General features: G+C 68.8%; 22 protein-coding genes. 7 read left to right on the top strand and 15 right to left on the bottom strand.

The genetic code is table 11. The features are described 5' to 3' along the window. The first annotated feature begins 29 nt into the window (after nucleotides 1-29). The 5 genes from ppsA (at nucleotide 30) to OHA89_RS00355 (ending at nucleotide 6,754) form a co-directional block, all read left to right on the top strand. Complete coding sequence (gene ppsA, locus OHA89_RS00375) at nucleotides 30-2,471, top strand: phosphoenolpyruvate synthase (RefSeq protein WP_406364842.1); 2,442 nt, start codon at nucleotides 30-32, stop codon at nucleotides 2,469-2,471. 122 nt (nucleotides 2,472-2,593) lie between these two features. Beyond that, nucleotides 2,594-3,097: a flavodoxin domain-containing protein gene (locus OHA89_RS00370; protein ID WP_008734933.1), complete on the top strand. Its 504-nt coding sequence runs from the start codon at nucleotides 2,594-2,596 to the stop codon at nucleotides 3,095-3,097. 34 nt (nucleotides 3,098-3,131) lie between these two features. After that, a complete protein-coding gene (locus OHA89_RS00365) occupies nucleotides 3,132-3,755 on the top strand; it encodes a hypothetical protein (protein ID WP_266616559.1) in 624 nt (207 codons plus the stop codon). After that, on the top strand, nucleotides 3,748-6,429 hold the full coding sequence (locus OHA89_RS00360) for a cation-transporting P-type ATPase (protein ID WP_266616557.1): 2,682 nt from the start codon (nucleotides 3,748-3,750) through the stop codon (nucleotides 6,427-6,429). Before OHA89_RS00365 ends, OHA89_RS00360 begins: the two co-directional genes overlap by 8 nt. A 22-nt stretch (nucleotides 6,430-6,451) precedes the next feature. Further along, the gene (locus tag OHA89_RS00355) at nucleotides 6,452-6,754 is read left to right on the top strand and encodes a DUF1876 domain-containing protein (protein WP_266616555.1); all 303 of its coding nucleotides are present in this window, start codon (nucleotides 6,452-6,454) and stop codon (nucleotides 6,752-6,754) included. A gap of 39 nt (nucleotides 6,755-6,793) precedes the next feature. On the opposite strand, the gene OHA89_RS00350 is transcribed toward OHA89_RS00355, so the two are convergent. The 15 genes from OHA89_RS00350 to OHA89_RS00280 all read right to left on the bottom strand — a co-directional run bounded on the left by OHA89_RS00350 (nucleotide 6,794) and on the right by OHA89_RS00280 (nucleotide 20,049). Further along, the gene (locus tag OHA89_RS00350; RefSeq protein WP_266616553.1) at nucleotides 6,794-7,138 is read right to left on the bottom strand and encodes a hypothetical protein; all 345 of its coding nucleotides are present in this window, start codon (nucleotides 7,136-7,138) and stop codon (nucleotides 6,794-6,796) included. A gap of 100 nt (nucleotides 7,139-7,238) precedes the next feature. Next, a complete protein-coding gene (locus OHA89_RS00345; RefSeq protein ID WP_406364838.1) occupies nucleotides 7,239-8,234 on the bottom strand; it encodes an Acg family FMN-binding oxidoreductase in 996 nt (331 codons plus the stop codon). Nucleotides 8,235-8,260: 26 nt separating this feature from the next. After that, nucleotides 8,261-9,136: a universal stress protein gene (locus tag OHA89_RS00340; RefSeq protein ID WP_406364836.1), complete on the bottom strand. Its 876-nt coding sequence runs from the start codon at nucleotides 9,134-9,136 to the stop codon at nucleotides 8,261-8,263. Between the two features lie 54 nt (nucleotides 9,137-9,190). Beyond that, complete coding sequence (locus OHA89_RS00335; RefSeq protein ID WP_266616547.1) at nucleotides 9,191-10,078, bottom strand: universal stress protein; 888 nt, start codon at nucleotides 10,076-10,078, stop codon at nucleotides 9,191-9,193. A gap of 2 nt (nucleotides 10,079-10,080) precedes the next feature. Beyond that, on the bottom strand, nucleotides 10,081-10,749 hold the full coding sequence (locus OHA89_RS00330; protein ID WP_266616545.1) for a DUF4389 domain-containing protein: 669 nt from the start codon (nucleotides 10,747-10,749) through the stop codon (nucleotides 10,081-10,083). Nucleotides 10,750-10,762: 13 nt separating this feature from the next. Next, nucleotides 10,763-11,419 (bottom strand): CBS domain-containing protein, encoded by a 657-nt coding sequence (locus OHA89_RS00325; RefSeq protein WP_266616543.1) that lies wholly within the window; start codon nucleotides 11,417-11,419, stop codon nucleotides 10,763-10,765. Between the two features lie 9 nt (nucleotides 11,420-11,428). Further along, nucleotides 11,429-11,773, bottom strand: a complete 345-nt coding sequence (locus tag OHA89_RS00320; RefSeq protein ID WP_406364833.1) for a CBS domain-containing protein — start codon at nucleotides 11,771-11,773, stop codon at nucleotides 11,429-11,431. Between the two features lie 11 nt (nucleotides 11,774-11,784). Then, nucleotides 11,785-12,387: a CBS domain-containing protein gene (locus tag OHA89_RS00315; RefSeq protein ID WP_406364831.1), complete on the bottom strand. Its 603-nt coding sequence runs from the start codon at nucleotides 12,385-12,387 to the stop codon at nucleotides 11,785-11,787. A gap of 392 nt (nucleotides 12,388-12,779) precedes the next feature. After that, the gene (locus OHA89_RS00310) at nucleotides 12,780-13,649 is read right to left on the bottom strand and encodes a universal stress protein (protein WP_406364829.1); all 870 of its coding nucleotides are present in this window, start codon (nucleotides 13,647-13,649) and stop codon (nucleotides 12,780-12,782) included. Between the two features lie 111 nt (nucleotides 13,650-13,760). Then, entirely contained in the window at nucleotides 13,761-14,012 is a 252-nt protein-coding gene (locus OHA89_RS00305; protein WP_406364827.1) for an acyl carrier protein, read from the bottom strand. Next, on the bottom strand, nucleotides 14,009-15,340 hold the full coding sequence (locus OHA89_RS00300) for a 2-oxo acid dehydrogenase subunit E2 (protein WP_406364825.1): 1,332 nt from the start codon (nucleotides 15,338-15,340) through the stop codon (nucleotides 14,009-14,011). Before OHA89_RS00300 ends, OHA89_RS00305 begins: the two co-directional genes overlap by 4 nt. 1 nt (nucleotide 15,341) lies before the next feature. Next, a complete protein-coding gene (locus OHA89_RS00295; protein WP_373914475.1) occupies nucleotides 15,342-16,346 on the bottom strand; it encodes an alpha-ketoacid dehydrogenase subunit beta in 1,005 nt (334 codons plus the stop codon). Further along, complete coding sequence (pdhA, locus tag OHA89_RS00290; RefSeq protein WP_406364823.1) at nucleotides 16,343-17,278, bottom strand: pyruvate dehydrogenase (acetyl-transferring) E1 component subunit alpha; 936 nt, start codon at nucleotides 17,276-17,278, stop codon at nucleotides 16,343-16,345. The genes OHA89_RS00295 and pdhA overlap by 4 nt, the downstream gene beginning before the upstream one ends. Before the next feature lie 169 nt (nucleotides 17,279-17,447). Beyond that, nucleotides 17,448-19,241: an acetate--CoA ligase gene (acsA, locus tag OHA89_RS00285; protein ID WP_406364821.1), complete on the bottom strand. Its 1,794-nt coding sequence runs from the start codon at nucleotides 19,239-19,241 to the stop codon at nucleotides 17,448-17,450. Nucleotides 19,242-19,362: 121 nt separating this feature from the next. Next, nucleotides 19,363-20,049: a CBS domain-containing protein gene (locus OHA89_RS00280; RefSeq protein ID WP_266616535.1), complete on the bottom strand. Its 687-nt coding sequence runs from the start codon at nucleotides 20,047-20,049 to the stop codon at nucleotides 19,363-19,365. A gap of 270 nt (nucleotides 20,050-20,319) precedes the next feature. Between OHA89_RS00280 and OHA89_RS00275 the strand changes: the two genes are divergently transcribed. Next, nucleotides 20,320-21,222, top strand: coding sequence for a universal stress protein (locus OHA89_RS00275; RefSeq protein ID WP_406364818.1), 903 nt, complete (start codon nucleotides 20,320-20,322; stop codon nucleotides 21,220-21,222). Then, nucleotides 21,219-22,079: a universal stress protein gene (locus OHA89_RS00270; protein WP_266616531.1), complete on the top strand. Its 861-nt coding sequence runs from the start codon at nucleotides 21,219-21,221 to the stop codon at nucleotides 22,077-22,079. Before OHA89_RS00275 ends, OHA89_RS00270 begins: the two co-directional genes overlap by 4 nt. Nucleotides 22,080-22,082: the final 3 nt, after the last annotated feature.

Here is a 22,082-nt window from a genome sequence, read left to right as displayed (position 1 = left end):
TCCCTTGGTCCTGACCGACGGAGGACGTCATGGCCACCATTCGACGCGTCATACCGTTCGCAGAACTCGGCCGGCAGGACGTCGGCCACGTAGGCGGCAAGAATGCCTCCCTGGGAGAGATGACCGCCCACCTGGCCCCTGCGGGTGTGCATGTGCCTCCCGGGTTCGCCACGACGGCGGACGCGTACGGAGCGCTGCTGGGCGGCCACGGGCTGCGCGGGCGCATCGAGGAGCAGCTCGGGCGTCTGCATGAGGGGGCTGCGCTGGACGAGGTGGGGACGGCGATCCGGTCGTTGATCATGGCCGAGCCGCTGCCGGACGGGCTGCGGACCGAGATCGTCTCGGCGTACGAGCAGCTCGCCCGTGACCAGGGGCGGGAGGAACCTGAGGTCGCCGTACGCAGTAGCGCCACGGCCGAGGACCTGCCGGAGGCGAGCTTCGCGGGGCAGCAGGAGACCTACCTGAACGTCCGGGGGCCCGCCCAGCTGCTGGAGTCCTGCCACCGCTGCTACGCGTCGCTCTTCACCGACCGTGCGATCGACTACCGGGAGCGGATGGGCTTCGACCATCTCTCTGTCGCGCTCTCGGTCGGCATCCAGGTGATGGTCCGGTCTGACCTGGCAGGTGCGGGCGTGATGTTCACCCTCGACCCGGAGAGCGGCTTTCCCGAGGTCATCGTCGTGAGCGCGGCCTGGGGGCTGGGGGAGACCGTCGTCAGCGGTCAGGTCGATCCCGACGAGTACACGGTGTTCAAGCCGAGCATGAAGGACCCGTCTCTGGACCCGGTGATCGGCGTACGGATCGGCGCGAAGCGCCAGAAGGCCGTCTACGCAGAACGTGGGCTGACCCGGACCGTCGACACGAGCGGCGAGGAGCGTTCGAGGCGTGTGCTGACCGATGCGGAAGTTCGGCTGCTGGCAGACTGGGCCCAGACCGTCGAGGAGCACTACGGCTGCCCGATGGACCTGGAATGGGCCAAGGACGGACTCACCGGAGACTTGTGGATCGTGCAGGCCCGGCCCGAGACCGTGCAGTCCCGGCGCCGCGCCTCCACCTTGCGCCGCTGCCGGCTGACTGCCACGCCGGGCGAGGCCTTGATCGAGGGCATCGCGGTCGGTGAGGCCATCGGCCGGGGCCCGGTCGTCGCCCTGGACTCGCCCGTCGACCTCGACCAGTTCCCGGCTGGCGGCGTGCTTGTCACCGGCATCACCGACCCGGACTGGGAACCGATCATGAAGCGGGCCTCCGCGATCGTCACCGACCACGGCGGCCGCACTTCGCATGCCGCCATCGTCAGCCGCGAACTCGGCGTCCCCGCTGTCGTCGGCACCGGCCGGGCGACTCAGGCGCTGCGCGACGGTCAGGATGTGACCGTCTCCTGCGCCGAAGGCGGCCATGGCCGGGTCTACGCGGGCCTGCTCGCGTACGAGGAGACCGAGACCGACCTCGCTGACCTGCCGGCCACCCGGACCCGGGTCATGCTGAACCTCGCCGATCCGTCCGCGGCCTTCCGCTGGTGGCGTTTGCCGGCGGACGGTGTGGGGCTCGCCCGGCTGGAGTTCATCGTCGCGCACCAGGTCAAGGTCCACCCGATGGCGCTCTTGCACCCCGAACGACTGGATGACCAAGACCGTTGCGCGATCGACCAGCTCACCGAGGGCTACCTCGACCGCGGCGAATACTTCGTCGACCGCCTCGCCTACGGAATAGCCCGTATCGCCGCCTCCCGCTGGCCCTCCCCGGTCGTCGTGCGGACCAGCGACTTCAAGACCAACGAGTACGCGCGCCTCCTGGGCGGGCGCCCCTTCGAACCCGTCGAAGCCAACCCGATGATCGGCTGGCGCGGCGCGAGCCGCTACTACAGCGACGGATACCGGGAAGGCTTCGCCCTCGAATGCCGAGCACTACGCCGCGTCCGTGACGAGATGGGCCTGACCAACGTGATCATCATGATCCCCTTCTGCCGCACCCTCGAAGAGGCGGACAAGGTCCTGGAGGTCATGGCAGAAGAGGGACTGCGCAGGGGCGAGAACGGGCTCAAGGTGTACGTCATGGCGGAGATCCCCGCCAACATCATCCTGGCCCAGGACTTCGCCGAGCGCTTCGACGGTTTCTCCATCGGCAGCAACGACCTCACCCAGCTCACCCTGGGCGTCGACCGCGATTCCGAAGCTCTCGCCCACATCTTCGACGAGACCGACCCCGCGGTCACCCGCAGCATCCAGATCCTCGTCCCGTGTGCCCAGTCGGTGGGTGCCACGGTCGGCCTGTGCGGCCAGCGGCCCAGCGATGACCCTGCCTTCACCGAGTTTCTGGTGAAGACCGGCATCGACTCGATCTCCGTGGCCCCGGACAGCTTCGCGGCGGTCAAGCAGCACGTGGCCGCCGCCGAACTGAAGCGATACGGCGCGGACCGAAGGGGCCCGTCCCAGCCCCGAATGCCCCGAGTGGACCTGTCGTCCAGCGGATGAGAGGAGCACGCCATGCCACGAACGGTGAGGGAGCGGAGGCGCAGCTTCCTTCCCGAGCACATCGCCAGGGTGCGCGGCATTCCGGTGAAGCACACCAAGAACGACGGGAACGGAGAAACGCCATGACCTCGAAGCGGGTACTGGTGGCCTACGGCACCAAGCACGGAGCGACCGCCGGCATCGCCGAGCAGATCGGTGTGACCCTCCGCGAGGACGGTCTCGACGCCGTCGTGCTCCCCGCCGACGACGTGGACGACGTACGCAGCTACGACGCTGTGGTGCTCGGAGGAGCCCTGTACGCAGGGCACTGGAGCCGCAAGGCCAAGCGCTGCGCCGAACGCAACGCCGACTACCTGAAGCACCGCCCGGTCTGGCTGTTCAGCAGCGGTCCGGTCGACAGTTCCGCAGAGCAGCACGACATCCCTCCGGTGCGGGCGGTCGCGCAGCAGATGGAGAGCCTGGGTGCACGCGAACACGTCACCTTCGGCGGCAGCATCACGTCCCACACTCCGGGTCTGATCGCCAAGGCGCTGGTCCGGCATGGCAAGGGTGGTGACTTCCGCAATCCCGAGCGGATCCAGACCTGGGCTCACCACATCAGCGCCGAGCTCGCCGCCCTCAACTGAGCGACTCGGCAAGGCGACAGCGCGGAGGCAGGACATGTTCGAGGCTCACCCGGAGAAGGGCCCGCTGCGACGGCTGCTCGGTCGCCGTTCGAACGAACTGCGGCGCGCCGCCGACCGTACCCGCAGCCGCTGGCTCGTCGCCTTCGCGTTCTCTCCTTTCATCGCCGTGCTCTGCGCGATCGCCATCGGGACGGCTGTTTGGAACACCGAAGTCCGCGCCGCCCGTGCGGAGGCCCTGCACCTGCATCAGGTGTCGGCGACGACGGTTGGTGAGGCCGACCGCGCCCTCCCCGCGAGAGTCAACAACGCCCCGATGGCGACGGCGCAGGCCGCCTGGAAGTATCCCGCCTCCCAGCGGCACACCGACACGGTCCTGGTCCCGGCCGGCACAGCCGTGGGCGGGACGGTCACGGTCTGGGTCGATGACTCCGGAAGGAAGGCGCCGGCTCCTCGCCCCGACGGCGAACTCGCCTCCACCGCCGTTGCCGCCGGGGCCGCGGCCTTCGGGGTACTTGTTCTCTCCGCCGGGGGAGTCGTCTGGCTCAGGCTCCGCCGCGTCGAAGCGCGCAGCCTCGCTGGGTGGGACCGCGAGTGGGATCTCGTAGAGCCACGCTGGTCCGGCCGGCTGCGCCGGGAACCGGGAGCCGAAGATGACTGAGGCCACCACCACCCCTCTGCCCGCCGGTCAGGAACCGCTCCTGAGCCCGGACCCGCTGGAGCCTCTGCCGCTGCTGCGCCGTGAACTCCATACCGGCTCGAGCGGCCTCTCCACTCGGGAAGCGAGCCGACGCCTCGCCGTCTATGGTCCGAACGAAGTCCGCCGCAAGGCCCGTACCTCCCTGGGGCGTGAACTCGTACGGCAGCTGGTCCATCCCTTGGCCTTGCTGCTGTGGGCGGCCGCCGCGCTGGCCTTCGTTGCTGGCATCCCCGTGCTCGGGTGGGCCATCATCGCCGTGGTTCTCGTCAATGCGGCGTTCGCGCTCCTCCAGGAACGGCAGGCCGAACAGGCGGTGGAGACTCTGGCGAAGTACCTGCCCGAGCACGCCCTGGTGATTCGCGACGGCCGGCCCTCGGCGGTGGAGGCAAGAGAACTGGTGCCGGGTGATCTGGTCGTTCTCGAAGAGGGCGCCAAGGTTCCCGCCGACGCGCGCCTGACCGACGGCGGCATCGAGGTCGACCTGTCGATGCTCACGGGGGAGTCCACACCCGCCGAACGCATCGTCGGCCCCGGACTCATCGGGGCGCCGCTGCTGCAGGAACCCAACCTCGTGTTCAGCGGCACCGTCTGTACCGGGGGCCAGGCCCAGGCGATCGTGTTCGCCACCGGGGACCACACGGAACTCGGCCGCATCGCCGCACTGAGTCAGCGCACCCGGCGCGACCCCAGCCCCCTGGAGCAGCAGGTCAAGAAGGTTGCCTGGCTCATCGCCGCCGTAGCGGTCGCGATGGGCGGCGTGTTCCTGGCGGCCGGTGTCGCCGTGGGCCTGCCGCTGACGGACACCCTCATGTTCGCGATCGGGCTCCTCGTCGCCAACGTCCCCGAGGGCCTGCTGCCGACCATCACCCTCGCGCTCGCCGTCGGCGTACGCGTCCTCGCCCGCCAGGGAGCGGTGATCAAACGCCTGAGCGCCGTCGAAACGCTCGGCTCCACCAACGTCATCTGCACCGACAAGACCGGAACCCTCACCCAGAACCGCATGCGACTCCAAGCCGTGTGGACGCCGGAGCACGGAAGGGAGCCCGGCCCCTGGGACGGAGAGCTGATGCGGACCAGCTCGCTGTGCACGACGGTCACCCGCGGCGAAGAAGGCGAACTTCACGGCGACCCGACGGAGATGGCCCTGGTCGAAGGTGCCGCTGCCCACGCCGCTCCCGTCGACCTCGACGGGCGTGACACCGGGCGTCGAGCCCTCTTCCGCTTCGACCCCCGGCTGCGTCTGATGTCCGTCGTCCAAGCCGATGGCGTGCAGGGTCTGCGCGTCATCGTCAAGGGAGCGCCGGAGACGGTGTTGCAAACCCTGGAAGGCAGTTCGCAGTCCGCGGCCGCAGCGGCGGAGGAACTCGCCCACGAAGGCATGCGCGTCCTGGCCGTCGCCGTCCGAACACTGCCGGCCGGTGCCGAGGTACCGACTCGTCGCCAGGACGTGGAAACCGGGCTTTGCCTGCTCGGGCTCGTCGGCCTGTACGACCCACCGCGCCCCGAAGTCGCCGCCGCCGTCCGGCGCTGCCACGAGGCAGGACTCCGCGTGCACATCGTGACCGGTGACAACGGCGCCACCGCCGCGGCCGTCGCCCGCGAGGTCGGCATAGGCCTACCTCGTCTGCAGGTGGTTGCACAGTCCGAGTCGATCGGCGACCACGAACTCGACGCACTCCTCGCATCAGCCGACGCCGAAGTCGTCTTCGCCCGCTCCTCGCCCGAGACCAAGCTGAAGGTGGCCGACGCCCTGCGCGCACACGGGCAGATCGTCGCCATGACCGGTGACGGGGTCAACGACGCCCCCGCCCTGCACCGAGCCCACATCGGAGTGGCGATGGGACTCTCCGGCACGGACGTGGCCCGTGAGGCGTCCACCATGGTGCTCACCGACGACAACTTCGCCACCATCGTCACCGCGATCGAATCCGGCCGCCGCGTCTACGACAACGTCCGCAAGTTCATCGTCTACATCTTCGCCCACCTCACCCCCGAGGTCGTCCCCTTCCTGGTCTTCGCGCTGTCGGCCGGCACGGTCCCGCTCCCGCTGACCGTCCTGCAGATCCTCGCCATCGACCTCGGCACCGAGACGCTCCCCGCCCTCGCCCTCGGCCGCGAACGAGCCGAGCCGGGCACCATGAGCCGCCCGCCCCGCCCGAGCTCGCAAGGAGTCATCTCCCGAGACATGCTCATCCGTAGCTGGGGCTACCTCGGTACCGTCTCCGCAGTCCTGGTCATGGGTGCGTTCTTCTACGTACTGTGGCGCGCGGGCTGGCACCCGGGCGACCCCACCGGCGCGGGCAGCCCCCTGCACCACGCGTACATCACCGCGACCACGGCCACGTTCGCCGGCATCGTCACCTGCCAGGTCGGCACCGCCTTCGCCGCCCGCACCGACCATGCGGCCCTGCGCGACATCGGCCTGTTCACCAACCCCCTGCTCCTGGCGGGCATCGCCTTCGAGCTCGCCTTCACCGCGGCCCTCGTTTACGCGCCGCCCCTGCAAGGCCTGTTCGGTACCGCCGCCCTGCCGCTCGACGTCGTCGCCCTCATCGCGACCTTCCCCGTCCTCGTCTGGGGCACCGACGAACTGCGGCGCTGGGTCCGGCGCACCCACCAGCATACGACGCCCTGACACCCATTACCGGAGGCACGCCATGACACACACCGCAGAATGGAAGGTCCGTCTCTACCTCTTCGAAGAGGACCAGACGACGAAGGCCCGCCTCGAACTGGACACCGGCACGAACAAGCTCATCGGCCACGGCACCGCCCGCTGCGCACCCCGGGACAAGGATGTGCCGGAAATCGGCGACGAACTCGCCACCGCACGGGCCATGGAGAACCTGGCCCAGCAGCTGAAGCGAACGGCCTATGGAGACATGCAGGCCGTCGGCGCGCCGTCACATGAGGAATCCCCGAAGCCGTACACGGGCTGGCTGGATATGGAGGCCTCTTAGGTGTCCACTGGCGGCACTGGACGGGCGCGGGGGTGGTCGTCATCTTTCCGTGTGCGGGGAGGAGGCGGTGGCACCCAAGGTCCGCCGGGCGACCAGCCATACCCTCTCGAACTCCTCGGCCGAGATCTCGCCGGCGCGCGGCGCTTCTTCCCATCCGGTGAGTCTGCCCTCGGTGACGAGGCCGTACCACTGCTCATACCGGCTCATAGTGGCGATGTCCGCGCGCTCCTGAAGTCGGAGAACCTCCTCCAGGGAGGCAGCGGTCACCGGCGTGCTGTCATCGCCTCGCAAGTCCACTTGTCGCAGGACCCGCCCTTCCTCATCGCCTTCGAAGTACTGCCAAAGGCCTCGGGCTTCGTCATATGTGCGGATCCACATCACCATGGCACCACGCTCTCGCAGGCATCAGGGCTGCTCCGGTACGGCACGCGCGAGGGTGCGAACACCTCACCCCGTCGCCGAGCACCGGGCCTCCTTTGGCAACTCATCGGACGTCGAGGACTTCGGCTACGGGGCGCCGGGGCGTTGCAGGCCCCTGGGGGCCGTAGCCGAGCCGGATGACCATCTGGACGTGGCTCATCGCGGCGCCCGGGTCGCGCACCGTCCAGCGGAGTTCGGGCCACTCGAGCGGCTGCGAGGTCATGGAAGTGACCAGGCCGTCGGCAGTGGCCTGGAGCAGGACTCGCTCCAAGGCCTGTCCTGCGCGCAGCCAGTCCTCGGGTCCGTCCCCGGAGGTACCCAGCAGTGCGATCTGGGGTCGCCGTTCGAAGGCGGCCCACCCGCGGCCGGGTACGGACTGGGAGCGGCCGAAGTCGCGTACGCCGCTGCCCCGGCCGGACTGCTTGGGCCCGAAGGCGTAGGCCGGGATGCCGTCGGGTCGGACCTGCCCTTCCGGCGTACCGGAATGTGTCCACGCCACCGTCTCCGCCCGCATGACGGGATCCATCTCCTCGCGGTGCTCGGAGTCGTGGATCAGGCCGAGGACGGTCTCGGTGTGCCAGGCTTCCGGGACGGCCAGACGGCAGCCCTCCAGGAGAGCGGCGGCCCGCAGACCGTCCAGCAGGGCGGGTGGTACCTCCTCCTCCCTGAACGGGAATCGGCTGGAGTGACGTCGCCGCACGGCCGGGTGCAGGGCGGCAAGAGCCCGCTCGGTGCCCGTCACTTCTGGTTTCCGGAGACTCACTGTGGCCAGGAGCCACGGGGAGCCGTCGTCGGGCAGCATCCGTACGGCAGGCTCCCAGCCCGCCCAGGCGGCGGACACCCGCAGGTTGAACAACGCGGCGGCGCAGCCCAGGTGGAGGGCGCGGTGGTCCGGGTCGGCGTGGGGCATCGCCCGGCCGGGGTCGCCGTGGAGTTCGATGACTCCGGTGTCCGGCTGGAAGACGAATTTCCAGGGTTGGGCATTGTGCATGGACGGCGCCATGACGGCGTCCTCGATGAGGGGGAGGACTTCTGATGCGTCCGGGAGAGTTGTGGTCATGGGACTTTCCTGCCTGGCGGTGGACCTCACTCGTGGGCGACCACGGCAACCGGCGCTGCCGCATGGTGCATCACAGCGTGTGCGATCGGGCCGATGTGGGTGCCGTACGCGGAGTGGCGGATACGCCTGCCGACGATGACGAGGGCGGCGCCGGTGGCGGCATCGAGGATCTGGATCGCTGCCTGACCGGTGGTCACGCGCGGTTCGACGGCCACCGAAGGGAACTTGTCCTGCCACGGGCTCAGGATTTCGTTCATCGCCGTGCTGATGCCGTGAGCCATCTCCGACTGCACTCCGGGGTCGAGAATCGGCGCATAGCTGAGAATCGGCGGCGGAGACCATCCGTGCACCACGATGAGCGGACAGGCGCGGTGGGCTGCTTCTTCGAATGCGAAGGCGAGGAGTCTGTCGCAAGGGTGGTGGATGTCGATCCCGACCACGACAGGTCCCCGGTCACGGTCACGGACGGCTGGGGTCCCCGTGCTGTCGGCTGACCGTACGAGCACGACCGGGCGCTCGGCCTCTGCGATGGTGGCGGCGCCCGTGGATCCGACGAGAAAGCCGGCGATGCTGCCGAGCCCGCGGGAGCCGAGTACGAGCATGTCGGAGTCTTTCGCGGCGGACGCCAGGGCCAAAGCAGGCAGGCCCCCCACCCGGCGCGTAGAGATCTCCAGCGAAGGATGCTCGCGCCGTAGCTCGTCGGCCGTATCGCGGAGGATGCCTTCGGCCCAGTGGCGGCGTTCCTCGGTGGTCAAGACCGGCAGTGGCGGATTCTCCAGCCATTCCTCGGCGTGGACCAGATCCAGGGACGCGTTCCGGAGCTCGGCCTCATAGGCCGCCCAGCTGGCCGCCGCAGTACTTTCAGGGGAGCCGTCCAGGCCCACAGTCACTTGGCTCGTCATGAGGTGCATCTCCTTCGATGAAGTGTCTTTCTCGCTTTCTACGGCCTGGCTTCACTATTGGCGTGCGATGACGGCGACAGGCGCCCGGGCGTGGTGGAGGACCGCGTGAGTGATCGGGCCGATGTGCGCGCCGACCGAAGAACGGCGGATGCGTCGGCCGACGATGATGAGTCCCGCTTCGGATCCGCTTTCCACGAGCTGCCAGGAGGCATGGCCGGCCGTCGCACGCGCGGCGACGTGTACGCCCGGGTATTTCTCACGCCAAGGCTCCAGCATCTCGTCCAGGCCGGCATTCGCGCTGATGTCGAGTTGTGCGTGAATCCTCGGGTCGTACACAGCTCCGTACCCCATCAGCGGGGGAAGAGCCCAACTGTGGAGCACACGCAACGTGCAGGACCGCCGGGATGCCTCCTCGAACGCGAAGGCCAGTAGCGCTTCGCAGGGCTGGCCGATGTCGACGCCTACGACCAGTTCACGGTCTCTGTGGCAGTCCTGGGGGTGCGCAATCGCATCCTCGCCCGCGCGCACCAGCACGATGGGTCGCTCTGTCGAGTGGATGACTGCCATACCGACGGAGCCGAGGACGAAGCCGGCGAGGGCTCCGAGCCCCCGCGAGCCGAGGACGAGCATGTCTGAGGTTGTTGCCACGGCAGCCAGTGCCTTCGCTGGCCGGTCGTCGAGCGACCGGGTGCTGATGCTCAGTTCGGGATACCTGTCATGGAGCTCGTCTGCGGCATCGCGCAGGAGCGCCTCCGCCCACTGAGAGCGCATGCCGGCACTGGTGACGGGGGTGAGGTCGAGGGGGGACGCCCACTCTTCAGCGTGGACGAGATGGAGTGGAACCTCACGCAGGAGTGCCTCCCGCGCGGCCCAGTGGGCTGCTGCCGCACTCTCTGCCGAGCCGTCGAGGCCGACGGCGACGAGTCCGTTCATGATGGCCATCCTCATGCTCCTCTGACAGGGTTCGGCATGCGGTCGGGGGGCTCCTCTCCCCCCATGTCGAGGCGGAACGGCGGGTATACGTCGGTCATGAGACCGGAGTAGGCCGCGACGCGCAGCACCCACCTGTTGAGCCCGATGACGAGGTCGAACAGATCGCGTGGGTACTTCTCGGTGAAGGCCAGTGTGACGACCGCGATGAGCGCGAGGAGACCGATCAGGCCGCCGCCCCACCAGCCGCCTCGCACGGCACCGGTGAAGAAGCCGATCACGAGGTAGTGAGGGATGGCGAGCAGCCACCATTTCACCAGGACCAGGCCCCGGGAGAGGCGCTCGGGGTAGGCGATGTCCAGGCGGGCCGGATAGTCGGGTTCGGGGCCGAGGCTGAACGGCGGGTACCGGTCGGTGCCCAGCGCGCCGTAGGCGTAGTAGGACACGCGCCAAGACCAGCGCAGCACACCGAGGTTGAAGTCGAAGAGGGGGCGCGGATACCGCTCCGTGAAGAGGATGGCGAAGAACGCGATCACGCTCACGACGGCGAAGGCGATCCAGAGGAAGAACAGCACGATGTAGTGCGGAATTGCCAAGACCCATTTGATCAGCCAGAGCCACCGGGACAAGGGAGAGTCCAGCCGGGCCGAGACCAGGACCGGCTGGAGGGCGCTTGGCATCATGAGGCTCAGCTCCTCAGGGTGCGAGGGTGTCGTCGACGGCGAAGCCGAGCTGCTCCTTCACCGAGACCACGCCGTCCACCGTGCGGCAGAGCCTTTCGATGACCGGGATGAGGCTCTTGAGCTGCGCCGTTCCGTGCAGCTCGACCCGGCCGCCGGTCACGTCCACGGTGATGGCGCTGGAGCTCTGGCGCAGGGTGCGGTCGAGGATGTCACTCGTGATCTCGTGGCGGATCGCATCGTCGTCACGGAGGAAGATGCGCAGCAGATCCCGTCGGCTGACGATGCCGACCAGCGTGTCCGTCTCGTCGACGACGAGGAGACGTTTGACTCCTTGCGCTTCCATCAGCCTGGCGGCTTCGGCGACGGTCCAGTCGGGTCTGGCGCATACGGGAGGAGCGGACATCAGCTCTTCGGCACGCAACCCCGCTGCCTTGTCCTCTTGCCACGCTTCCCGTTCGGGCAGCGACCGGAAGTAGTCGCCTTGGGCTGCGGACTTCGGGAGGAGGTCCCCTTCCGAGATCAGGCCGAAGGCATGCCCCGCGGAGTCGACGACGGGGACTGCCGACACCTGGTGTTCCACGAGTGTCCGGACGATGTCCTTGAAGGCGGCGTTCTGGGGGACGGTGACGACCTCCCGGGTCATCAGCTCGCTTACTTCTCGATGCCTCACGGTCTTCTCCTACCGCTCGGTGGCCGTCGGCGAGCCGAGCGACATGTCTTCATGCTCGTAGTTGAGCCGATTGATCACGTCCACCACTCCGTCGACGCTCTGGCACAGCCGCACGACGATGGGGACGAGGCTGTGCCGTCCCACCGCGCCGCTGAGGGTCACCACCCCATCGGCGACCTCGACGGTCAGGTCCGCTTCGGAGACGACGCCCACGGGACGCTCGGACTCGTCCACGACGGGCACAGCGGTGATGTCGAACTCGTCGAGGAGCCGGGCGATCTCCTTGAACGGGGTGCCGCGCTGGACACTGACGGCTGTCGGAGTCATCAGGTCGGCGACGCTGCGGTGCCTCATCGTCGTCCTCCCTATGCGGGAACTTCGACGTCGAACTGCGCTGTGACGTCCACGACTCCCGGTACCGTGCGTGCGACACGCATCAACACGTCCCGCAGAGTCGCGGCGGGGATGGAGCCGTGGAGGTAGACGATTCCGTTTGCGACGTGGACGTGCACCTCGGCCGAACCGGCGGGGATGAGCTCAGCCATGATCAGCTCACGGAGCTCCTCTCCGATGTCAGCATCGGGGCGGAGGTAGATCTTCAGAAGATCCCCACGGCTGACCACCCCGACGAGGCGGCCGTCGCCCTCGACCACAGGGAGCCGCTTCAAGTGGCCGCGGGCCATCAGGCGGGCGGCGCCCGGGATGGTGGCGTCCTTGCGCACCGTCACGGCCGGTACGGTCATCAGCTCGCCTGCGGTGACGGCGCGGGACTCGTCCGCGCCCTGCGCCTTGAGCAGCAGGTCCGCTTCGGAGACCACGCCGGCGACCCGTCCGTCTTCTGACAGGACGGGCAGCGCACTGATCCGCCATTGCCGCATGGTCTCCACCACGTCCTTGAATTGTGCTCCGCGATCGACGGAGATGACGGCATGCGTCATTACGTCGTCGACGGTGCGCAGGTGCTTCATGACGCCTCCTGAAATATCAGCCCGTATTTCGATCCTCGATATCGCCGTCCTCCGGAGGTAGGGCCGTCCGGGGTCCGCTGGGGACTGACTGGCCCTGTTGGCCGCGCCCCGGCGGTGCTTGAATGAAATTGACGGAAAGAGTCCTTACGGATGCGGAGAAGCGGCTGGCGGCCGTGCACCGCACAATCTGGATCCGCGAGAAGCGGGCGGACTCTTTCCGCCTTTGCCGCGTGGCGTGCTGGTCCACGTCGGCCGTCCCGCGCATGTGGTCCCGACCGTCGGTGCCGGGAAGGCCGGCCTGCCGGCGGAGCAGGTCGGCCTCCGAGATGAGGCCGATGGGGTGGTGGCGAGTGCGATGCGGCATGGCCTGATCTCCCTTGCATGCGGGTCCGTCAGTCGTGGGCGATGACCGCGACAGGTGCGGCGGCATGGTGCAGAACGGCATGAGCCACCGGTCCGAGATGCGCGCCCAGAGGCGAGCGGCGCAGATGCCGGCCGACGACAACGAGGTCCGCGCCGGCTGAAGCCTGGACGAGCTGCGGGCCGGCGGGCCCCATGAACGCGTTGTGGGTGACCCGCACGGACGGGAACTTGGAACGCCACGGCAGCAGCGTTTCGTCCAGCATCTGCGTGACACTCCGGCCGATGTCACGTTCGTTGTCGGGGTCGAAGAAAGGGACGTACTCGTTAGCGGATGGGAGCTTCCAGCCGTGGACCGCCCGCAGGGCGCAATCGCGACGGGAGGCTTCCTCGAAGGCGAACGCGAGGACCTTGTCGGCCGCCTCGTGGATGTCGACACCCACGACGATCTCGCCGTACCGGGTGGGCTCCGCGTCCGCCGTTTCATCCGATGCCCGTACGAGGGCCACCGGGGTCTCGGTGGCTGCGACCGTCGACATGCCCACCGAGCCGATGAGGAAGCCGACCAGGCCGCCAAGGCCTCGGGAACCGAGGACGAGCAGTCCCGCGTCGATCGCCTCAGCGGCAAGCGCCGCGGCCGGCCTGCCGGACAGACACCTCGTGGTGATCTCCACATCTGGGTGACGGGGACGTACGTCCTCCAGCGCATCGGTAAGAGCTTCGTCGGCCCACCGGTCGGCCGCCTCGTGGCCCAGCCGCGGTATGGCAGGGCTGCTCGGCCAGTCGACAGCGTGGACGAGCCTCAGCGACACCCGCCGCAAGGCCGCCTCCCGGGCTCCCCACCGGGCGGCCGCCATGCTCTCGGGAGAGCCGTCGATGCCGACGGTCACGTGATGTTTCATGGCGGGAGCCTCCTGCGCGCCGCGGGTCCGCGGTCTGGCTCTCAGCGTGGCCGGTGGGGTCGGGGGCGGAGGAGGGGCCAAATGGTCCCTTGTGGGACCGACCAGCCCCGACTACGCCGGGGAGGTGTGCGAGGCGATGTAGTCCGCGCAGCCGTTCAAGGTGTTCAGGGCGGGATAGTCCGTCTCCGGGAGAGGGAGGCCGGTGCGGCCGCTCAGCGCCTCGACGAGGTTGAGGAAATCCAGCGAGTCCATCTCTAGGGTGTCCCGAATGTTCTCGTCGGGCGAGAGTGCGGTCGGGTCGGCGCCCGGGACCACCTCCGTCAGAACTTCCTTGATCAATTCGAGAGCCGCATCACGGTTCACAGGTCCTCCGGTCGCTGGAGCAGTCGGTCGATTACGGTCAGGAAGCGGGCGCCGGTCGCACCGTCGCTCGCACGGTGGTCGGCGGAGAGCGTGGCCGTCACGGTCGGGTGGACCGTGAGCATTCCGTTCACGGCCACCGGCTGCTCGATGACGCGTCCCAGTCCGACGAGCGCGACCTGGGGTGGGTAGATCACCCCGTAGACGGCCTCCACACCCTGGTCGCCGAGGTTGGTCACCGTGAGGGTCGGGTCGGTGGTCTCCGAAGCACGCAGGCGTCCGCCACGCGCCCGAGAGACGAGGTCCCTGAGCGCCTCCATCAGTTCCGGCAACGGCATGGTGTCGGCGTCCGCCAGTGCGGGCGCCGTGAGGCCACCGCCACGCAGGGATACTGCGATGCCGAGTCGTACTCCGCTCGCCGGGACGAACGCGTCGTTCCTCCAATGGCCGTTCAGTTCCGGGACCTGGTGGGCGGCCAGTGCTACGGCCTTCAGTAGCAAGGCGACCGGCACGAGCCGCTGCGCTACCGGCTTGCCCGCATTCTGGTCGCGCATCCACGTCATGGCGGCGGCGAGGTCCACCTTCGTGGACAGGTAGTAGTGGGGGATTTCGCGTTTCGCCCGCGTCATCAGCGCTGCGATCGCCGCACGCGCGCCCGGAGCGGACTCGGCCGGCGATGCGAGCACCGGTTTCTCCACCGGCTCCTGCGGTTCCGCCTTACGAGGCAGATGATCCACCGCCGCAGCACGTACGTCGTCCGCCCTGATGGTGCCGTTGCGCCCGGTGCCCCGTAGGCCCCCCAGATCGACGCCCATCGACTGAGCCAGGCGGCGGGCGAGCGGCGATGCCCGCAGCCGGCGCGGCGGCTCGGTCGGTGCGTGTTCGACGTCGTAGCGGGTGATCCGCCCTCCCTTGCCGGACCCGTGGACGGTGGACAGGTCGATGCCCTTCTCCTCGGCCAGGTGCCGCACGAGAGGGGTGGATACGGCCCTCTCGGTCCGCGTGACGGGCCGACTGGGGGCGGGCTGCAGGTCGGGAGAAGGAGCCGGGGCGGGTGTGATGGGCTGCTTGGCCGCAGGGCGGGCGGGAGGGGCAACGGCCGAGTCGATGGATGCCATCGGTGTGCCGACCGGCACGGTAGTGCCTGGCTCTACCAGGAGGGCGCTGATCGTCCCCGAGTCGAAGCACTCGACCTCGATCGTCGATTTGGCCGTCTCCACGACGGCGACGACATCCCCCTTCGTCACCGTGTCGCCCGGGCCGACCAGCCACTCGATCAGAGTGCCCTCTTCCATGTCCGCACCGAGGGAGGGCATGGTGAATTCGGCCATGTCAGCTCACCGTCCGGCGGACCGCGTCCGCGATGGTCGCGACTTGGGGCAGTGCCGCCTCTTCGAGCTGCCGGGCATAGGGGATGGGTACCTCCGCGCTGCAGACGCGTTCCACCGGAGCATCGAGTTCGTAGAAGGCCTGCTCGGTGATGCGGGACGAGACCTCCGCGGCCAGACTGCCGCTGCGCCAGGCCTCGTCGATGATCACCGCCCGGTGGGTGCGGCCGACGGAGGCCATGATGGTGGCATCGTCGAGGGGCCGCAGGGTACGCAGGTCGACGACCTCCGCGCTGATGCCCTCCCCGGCGAGGACATCCGCTGCAGCCATGGCCTTGGGCAGCGAGCCTCCGTACGTGATGACGGAGACGTCCGTGCCGGGCCGGCGTACGGCGGCGGTGTCGAGGTCGACGGCTTCGATGGTGCTGTCCAGTACGCCCTCCGCGTTGTAGAGGCTGCCGTGCTCGAAGATCAGTACCGGGTCCGGGTCGGCTAGAGCAGCCGCGAGCATGTGCCGCGCGTCGTCCACGGTCGCGGGGGCGAGTACCCGGATCCCGGGGATGTGGGCGTACCAGCCTTCGAGGCTGTGGGAGTGCTGGGCACCGAGCTGCCGCCCGGCTCCGGTGGTCATGCGGATGACCACGGGGACGCCCAGTTGCCCTCCCGACATGTGCAGCAGGGTGGCCGCGTTGTTGAGGATCTGGTCCAGTGCGAGAAGACTGAAGTTGACGGTCATGATCTCGACTACTGGTCGCATTCCGCCGAGCGCGGCGCCGATGCCCGCACCCACGAACCCCGACTCGGACAGAGGAGTGTCGCGGATCCGTTCGGGTCCGAACTCCTCGAGGAGTCCGAGACTGACCCCGAAGCATCCGCCGTATTTCCCGACGTCCTCGCCCATGAGGAAGACTCGTTCGTCCTCGTGCATAGCCTCGCGAAGCCCTTCGCGCAGCGCTTCCCGGTACGTGGTCGGCGGCGGAGCCCCGGTGGATGACTTTCGCGTGCTCATGTGGTGCTCCCGGGTGCGCTCGTGACGAAGCGAAGCAGGTCCGCGACGGGCTCCATGGGCGCGTCCTCCGCCGATCGGACAGCCCGGTCGATCTCGCCGAGTACGCCCTTGTCGAGCTCCTCCATCGTCCGGTCGTCGAGCCGGCCGTCCGTACGCATCAGGTCGGCCAGCCCCTGGACGGGGTCGCGGCCCTTCCACGCCTCGATTTCGGACTTGGCCCGGTAGCGGTCCGGGTCGTACATGGAGTGGGCGCGGAACCGATACGTCTGTGCCTCGATGAAATGCGGTCCGTTGCCCGCTCGTACGGACTCCACCGCCCGCCGCGCGGCTGCTTCGACTGCGAGCACGTCCATGCCGTCGACCGTCCAGGCAGGCATGCCGTAGGACGCGGCGCGCATGGCGAGGTTGGTCTGCGCGTGCTCCCGGGCCAGGCTCGTCCCCATGGCGTACAGGTTGTTCTCGCAGACCAGCAGCAGGGGCAGCTGCCACAAGGCGGCGAGGTTGGCCGTCTCGTGGAACTCGCCTTCGGCGAAGGCGCCGTCGCCGAAGAAGCAGCAGGTGACATGAGTGCTGCCGCGCATCCGGTCGGCGAGGGCGAGCCCCGCTGCCAAGGGCAGCCCGCCGGCCACGATGGCGTTGCCCCCATAGAAGCGGCGGTCCGCGTCGAACAAGTGCATGGAGCCGCCGCGCCCGCGGCTGCACCCCGTGGCCTTGCCGTACATCTCCGCCATCACGGCCTCGGCGGGAACTCCCCTGGCCAGGGCGTGCCCGTGCTCGCGATAGGTGGACACCACGGCGTCCTCCTCGCCCAGCGCCTGGTTGACGCCTACGGCGACGGCTTCCTCGCCGATGTAGAGATGAACGAAGCCGCGGATCTTCGTGCTGCTGTACAGCTCGACGCACCGCTCCTCGAAGCGGCGGATGGTGAGCATCTGCCGGAGCAGGGAGAGGTGATGGTCGGGTGAGGGAAGGCTGTCGGGAGCGCCGCGCGCGGTGGCGGAGCCTGCCTTCCTGCGTCCACTCTTGCGTGCTGCCCGACGGGCTTTCCCTTCCGTCTGCGCGCTGGTGCTGCTCATCGTTCCGCCTTCTCTCGCGAGCGGGTCATCCGGGGTTCTCAAGCGTGGACAGGTCCCCTTCGGGCAACCCCAGTTCCCGGGCCCGCAGCAGTCGGCGCATTACCTTGCCGCTGCGGGTCTTGGGGAGGTTCTGATCGAACTCGATCTCTCTGGGGGCCACTGCCGGGCCCAGCCGCCGGCGTGCGAACGCCAGAAGTTCTCGCTTGAGGGGCGCGTCGGGGACGAGCCCCGGACGCAGGGAAACGAAGGCCTTGACGACGGCTCCGACGACCGGGTCCGGGCGGCCGATCACGCCGGCTTCCGCGACGGCGGGGTGCTCCATCAGCGCGCTCTCCACCTCGAACGGGCCAATGAGGTGCCCTGCCGACTTGATGACGTCGTCGGCGCGGCCTACGAACCAGAACCAGCCGTCCTCGTCGCGCTTCGCGAGATCGCCCGTGAGGTACCAGCCGTCCGCGAAGCACGCCGCGTAGCGTGCCCCCTCGTTCAGATAGCCCCGGAACATGGAGGGCCAGCCCGGACGGAGCGCCAGCTCTCCCTCGACACCCGCTTCGCCGATCACGCGCACGCGCCCGTCGGTGATCTCTGCGCGGCCGTCCTCGCCGCGTTCAAGAAGCGCGGCCTCGACTCCGGGCAGTGGGCGCCCCATGGAGCCCGGCCGGATGTCGCAGGAGGCAAAGTTGGCGATCATGATGGCGCCGGTCTCCGTCTGCCACCAGTTGTCATGAATGGGCAGACCGAGGACATCCTGCCCCCACAGCACGGCTTCGGGGTTCAGCGGCTCACCCACGCTGGCGATGAATCGGAGGGCCGACAGGTCGTACGGCCCCGGGAGCTTCCGGGTACCCTCCCTGGGCGTGGCGCGCATCAGCATGCGGACGGCCGTCGGGGCCGTGTACCAGACGGTGACTCGCTCGCTTTCCAGGATCCGGTACCACCGGTGTACATCGAAGTCGCCCTCGTCCACCACGACCGTCGCGCCGTGGGTGAGCGGGGCGATGATCCCGTACGACGTGCCCGTCACCCACCCGGGGTCCGCCGTGCACCAGTAGACGTCCTCCTGGCGAAGGTCGAGCGCGAAGGCCGCCGTCGCGTGGTGGGCTACGACCGCCTCGTGCACATGGACCGCGCCTTTGGGGGCACCGGTCGTGCCGCTCGTGAAATGCAGCAGCGCCATGTCCTCCGGATCGGTGGGCGGCACGACGTACTCCTGCGGGGCATGCTCCATGAGCTCGGCGAAGGAAACGGTCCCCGGGGGTGGATCAGTGACCGGACCCACGAGCAGGACATGGTCCAGATGGGGCAGGCGGTGCCTGTTCTCCTCGACCTTGCGCCGGTACAGCGCCTCGGTGGTGACAAGGACCCGGGCATCGCCCAGCTCCAGCCGCTGGCGCACGGGCTCGGGCCCGAAGGCCGAGAAGAGCGGGCACAGCACGCGCGCGCTGCGCAATGTGCCCAGGACAGCCACATACAGTTCAGGGCAGCGGCCGAGGAGCGTGAAGACCCTCTCCTGCCGGCCCACGCCGAGGGTTGTGAGTGCGTTGGCGAAGCGGCCTGTGAGGCCGCCGAGCTCGCCATATGTGAGGTGGGTGACGGTGTCGTCGGCCGCGATGCAGCGGAGGGCCTCCCGCCCGCCGTGACCTGCCGCCAGGTGTCGGTCGACGGCCTCGTATCCGATGTTGAGCCCCTCTCCTCCGGGCAGCCCTGACAGCCAGGATCGAGCCTCGTCCCAGGTGAAGTCCGCGCGGGCACGCTCGTAGTCCTGGAGCATGAAGACGGCGTCCGGTCTGGGCTCTTTGCGGATGATCAGGTGGTCCATGACCGGGTCCTCGCCTCGCCTTGGAATCTTCAAGCAGACACCGTCACGCTTTGTGACGGCGGCAAACGCGGCTGCGCGGGCTCCAGGCGTCCCCCGGACGGTCCACGCTCGGCCCTCACGGTCACCAGGGCATCCCAAGGGGGCTGCGTGGCGGGGCAGCGAGCGGGGAGTCATCGACGCGAGCGGTCAGTCGGGGGACGACCCCGACCACGCCCTCGAGCTGACCGGTGAGGCGGACCAGGACCGGAACCTGGCTCTGTCTCTCCAGCCGGCCGTCCAGTGTGACGATGCCGTCCAGGACGTGGACGGTGACTGGGCCCGCGCCCAGCCCCATCGTGTCCGTGAGGATCTCCTCGACCACGCGGCGCCGTATCTCCGCGTCCGGTCGCAGAAAGAGCATGAGGAGATCACGACGGGTGACGATGCCGACGAGGCGGTCCTCCTCGTCCACGACAGGCAGCCGCTCGATGCCTCGGTGGGCCATCAGGCGGGCGGCGCCTGCCGCGGTCTCCTCCGCGTGGACTGTCACTGCCGGCGCGGACATGACCTCACCAGCGGTGAAGGACACCTCAGATGCGAATGTCCCTCGGCCGCCGGGCGCATCGCTCATCAGCGGATGCTCCGCCGTTTGCCGGACGATCAGGTCGCTTTCGGAGATGACGCCCAGTACCCGGTCCTCTTCGTCGAGGACCGGCAGTCCGCTGATGTCGTGCTGAGCGAGCAGCTTGGCGACATCCTTGAAAGAGGTGGAGGTGACGACCGAGACGACTTCGTCGGTCATCAGGTCTCCGACCTTGATGTGCTTCATGAGGCACCTCCCGTCGTCCCAGTGATCCGCACGGACGTGAAGGCCGGGGGTCGCTTGAGAACCCACGATCCACCGACCCCGACGAGAGGAGGAGGGCCGAATGGTCCGGAGCCGGGACCGATCGGACCTGCCCCCACACATGCAGGCGCCTCTTTCCTGCATGAACCGGGACCTTTGGTCCCTTTCGGGGACCTGAGCGGCCCTCTTGCTGCGGGAGTCCGCTGTGCCAGCGTGAGAGCCGGACCCTTGGCGGCTCTTTGAGGAGGAACCATGGAAGGCACCACGAGCAGCTCGGAACTGGGCTCCGTCGTAGTCGGCGTCGACGGCTCCGAGCCGGCCCGCCAGGCAGCGCTGTGGGCAGCGGCCGAGGCCGCGCGCCGCGAGCGCCCGCTGCACATCGTGTACGGGTCCGACACCGACGGCCGGGTCCTTTACGTTTCGGCGGAGACCATCGAGCAGGTCCGCCAGGCGGGCCGTGAACTGCTGGACACCACCGCCACCGCGGTGACGGACCAGTTTCCCGGCCTGCAGGTCAACACCGAGTTCAGCCGCAGCGCACCCGTCCCGAGCCTCCACCGGTCCGCGGGCCTCCACGGCACCATCGTGGTCGGCAACCGCGGCGCGGGCGGATTCAGCTCACTCATGCTCGGCTCGGTCGGACTGAAGGTCGCTGCGGGCGCGAAGACGCCCGTCATCATTGTCAGAGGCATCGACAACGGCGCCGAGACGGGTGTGGTGCTTGCTGCCGTCCGCGATGAACACGACCTCGAATCCGCACGGTACGCCGCACGCGAGGCCGAGCTCCGCAAGGGCTCACTGCGGCTGCTGCACGTGTGGAACATCCTGCAGTCCGTCGGCATGGTCGCGACCATGCTCGACGACGTGGACCAAATCGCAGGCGAGCACGTCCATCACCTGAACGAGGTGGGGGAGCGGATCCGCGAGGAGTTCCCGGACCTGACCGTGCAGGTGGACGCCGAGAAGAGCGTGTCCGTGGCCAGTGTCCTGGTCGAGGCCTCGCGCCGGGCGGACCTGCTGGTGATGGGCGGCCGGCGCTCCCCCAGCTACCTCGGACCCACCCTCGGGCGGGTCACGCACACTCTGGTCCACCACGCGAACTGTCCCGTGCAGCTCATTCCGCGCCACAGCCAGGAGCACGGGAGCGAGTCGTGACGGCCCCGGGCGACCACGATGAGATCGTCGTCGGAATCGACCCGGCCAGGGACTGGCGAATGCCCCTGGCCTGGGCGGTGGACGAGGCCAGTCGACGCCGGATCGGACTGCGGCTCGTCGCCGCAGTACCCCCGCAGCACGACACCCAGCACGTCGACGACACGCCCCGCAGCATCGCCCTGCACCAGGCCGCCTCGGAGGCCCTCAGCGCCGCTGCCGCCTGGAGCAGGGAGCGCCACCCGGAAGTCGAACCGGTCGCGGACCTGGTCGACGGGTTCCCCGCTCCGGCGATAGGCCGACTGTCCAGGCAGGCCCGCATGATCGTCCTCGGTTCGCGCCACCTGAGCCGTACCTCGGAGTTCCTCAGCGCCGGCTCCCTCGTGGTCCCCGTCACCGCGCAGGCGCAGTGTCCAGTCGTGGTCGTGGGCGACGCCGAGCACGTGACACAGCAGCCGCCCTACCTGGTGGTGGGCATCGACGGCAGCGAATCATCGAAGGCGGCGCTGGCGCAGGCGTTCGAGGAGGCCGATCTCAGAGGAGCCAAGCTGCGTGCCGTTTCCGTGTGGCAGGCTCCGGTCTTCCTGCTCCATGACGAGGAGGTTGCGCTCCAGGCGCAGCGACGGATGTTGTCGGAGACGACGGCAGGCTGGTCGCAGAAGTACCCGGACGTCGTGTTGACACACGAGATACACATCGGACACCCGGTGGAGGAGCTCGCCGGTGCCGCCGAGCACGCCTTGGCCGTAGTCGTGGGCCGGCGGGGCAGGGGTGGATACACCGGTATGCGGCTCGGATCGGTCGTCCACGGGCTGCTGCACCGGGCGCACTGCCCGGTGATCACGGTCCCCGTCGTGTGAGGA

The sequence above is a fragment of the Streptomyces sp. NBC_01546 genome, assembly GCF_045208355.1.
In the GTDB taxonomy this organism is placed as follows: Bacteria; Actinomycetota; Actinomycetes; order Streptomycetales; family Streptomycetaceae; genus Streptomyces.
The sequence above is the reverse complement of the archived record's forward strand: the minus strand, read 5'-3'. Positions and strand labels throughout refer to the sequence as shown.

Excerpts from the sequence above, each read along its gene's own strand:
- ppsA (WP_406364842.1), top strand. The coding sequence starts at position 30 with ATGGCCACCATTCGACGCGTCATACCGTTCGCAGAACTCGGCCGGCAG.
- OHA89_RS00370 (WP_008734933.1), top strand. The coding sequence starts at position 2,594 with ATGACCTCGAAGCGGGTACTGGTGGCCTACGGCACCAAGCACGGAGCG.
- OHA89_RS00365 (WP_266616559.1), top strand. The coding sequence starts at position 3,132 with ATGTTCGAGGCTCACCCGGAGAAGGGCCCGCTGCGACGGCTGCTCGGT.
- OHA89_RS00360 (WP_266616557.1), top strand. The coding sequence starts at position 3,748 with ATGACTGAGGCCACCACCACCCCTCTGCCCGCCGGTCAGGAACCGCTC.
- OHA89_RS00355 (WP_266616555.1), top strand. The coding sequence starts at position 6,452 with ATGACACACACCGCAGAATGGAAGGTCCGTCTCTACCTCTTCGAAGAG.
- OHA89_RS00350 (WP_266616553.1), bottom strand. The coding sequence starts at position 7,138 with ATGGTGATGTGGATCCGCACATATGACGAAGCCCGAGGCCTTTGGCAG.
- OHA89_RS00345 (WP_406364838.1), bottom strand. The coding sequence starts at position 8,234 with ATGACCACAACTCTCCCGGACGCATCAGAAGTCCTCCCCCTCATCGAG.
- OHA89_RS00340 (WP_406364836.1), bottom strand. The coding sequence starts at position 9,136 with ATGACGAGCCAAGTGACTGTGGGCCTGGACGGCTCCCCTGAAAGTACT.
- OHA89_RS00335 (WP_266616547.1), bottom strand. The coding sequence starts at position 10,078 with ATGGCCATCATGAACGGACTCGTCGCCGTCGGCCTCGACGGCTCGGCA.
- OHA89_RS00330 (WP_266616545.1), bottom strand. The coding sequence starts at position 10,749 with ATGATGCCAAGCGCCCTCCAGCCGGTCCTGGTCTCGGCCCGGCTGGAC.
- OHA89_RS00320 (WP_406364833.1), bottom strand. The coding sequence starts at position 11,773 with ATGAGGCACCGCAGCGTCGCCGACCTGATGACTCCGACAGCCGTCAGT.
- OHA89_RS00315 (WP_406364831.1), bottom strand. The coding sequence starts at position 12,387 with ATGAAGCACCTGCGCACCGTCGACGACGTAATGACGCATGCCGTCATC.
- OHA89_RS00310 (WP_406364829.1), bottom strand. The coding sequence starts at position 13,649 with ATGAAACATCACGTGACCGTCGGCATCGACGGCTCTCCCGAGAGCATG.
- OHA89_RS00300 (WP_406364825.1), bottom strand. The coding sequence starts at position 15,340 with ATGGCCGAATTCACCATGCCCTCCCTCGGTGCGGACATGGAAGAGGGC.
- OHA89_RS00295 (WP_373914475.1), bottom strand. The coding sequence starts at position 16,346 with ATGAGCACGCGAAAGTCATCCACCGGGGCTCCGCCGCCGACCACGTAC.
- pdhA (WP_406364823.1), bottom strand. The coding sequence starts at position 17,278 with ATGCTCACCATCCGCCGCTTCGAGGAGCGGTGCGTCGAGCTGTACAGC.
- acsA (WP_406364821.1), bottom strand. The coding sequence starts at position 19,241 with ATGGACCACCTGATCATCCGCAAAGAGCCCAGACCGGACGCCGTCTTC.
- OHA89_RS00280 (WP_266616535.1), bottom strand. The coding sequence starts at position 20,049 with ATGAAGCACATCAAGGTCGGAGACCTGATGACCGACGAAGTCGTCTCG.
- OHA89_RS00275 (WP_406364818.1), top strand. The coding sequence starts at position 20,320 with ATGGAAGGCACCACGAGCAGCTCGGAACTGGGCTCCGTCGTAGTCGGC.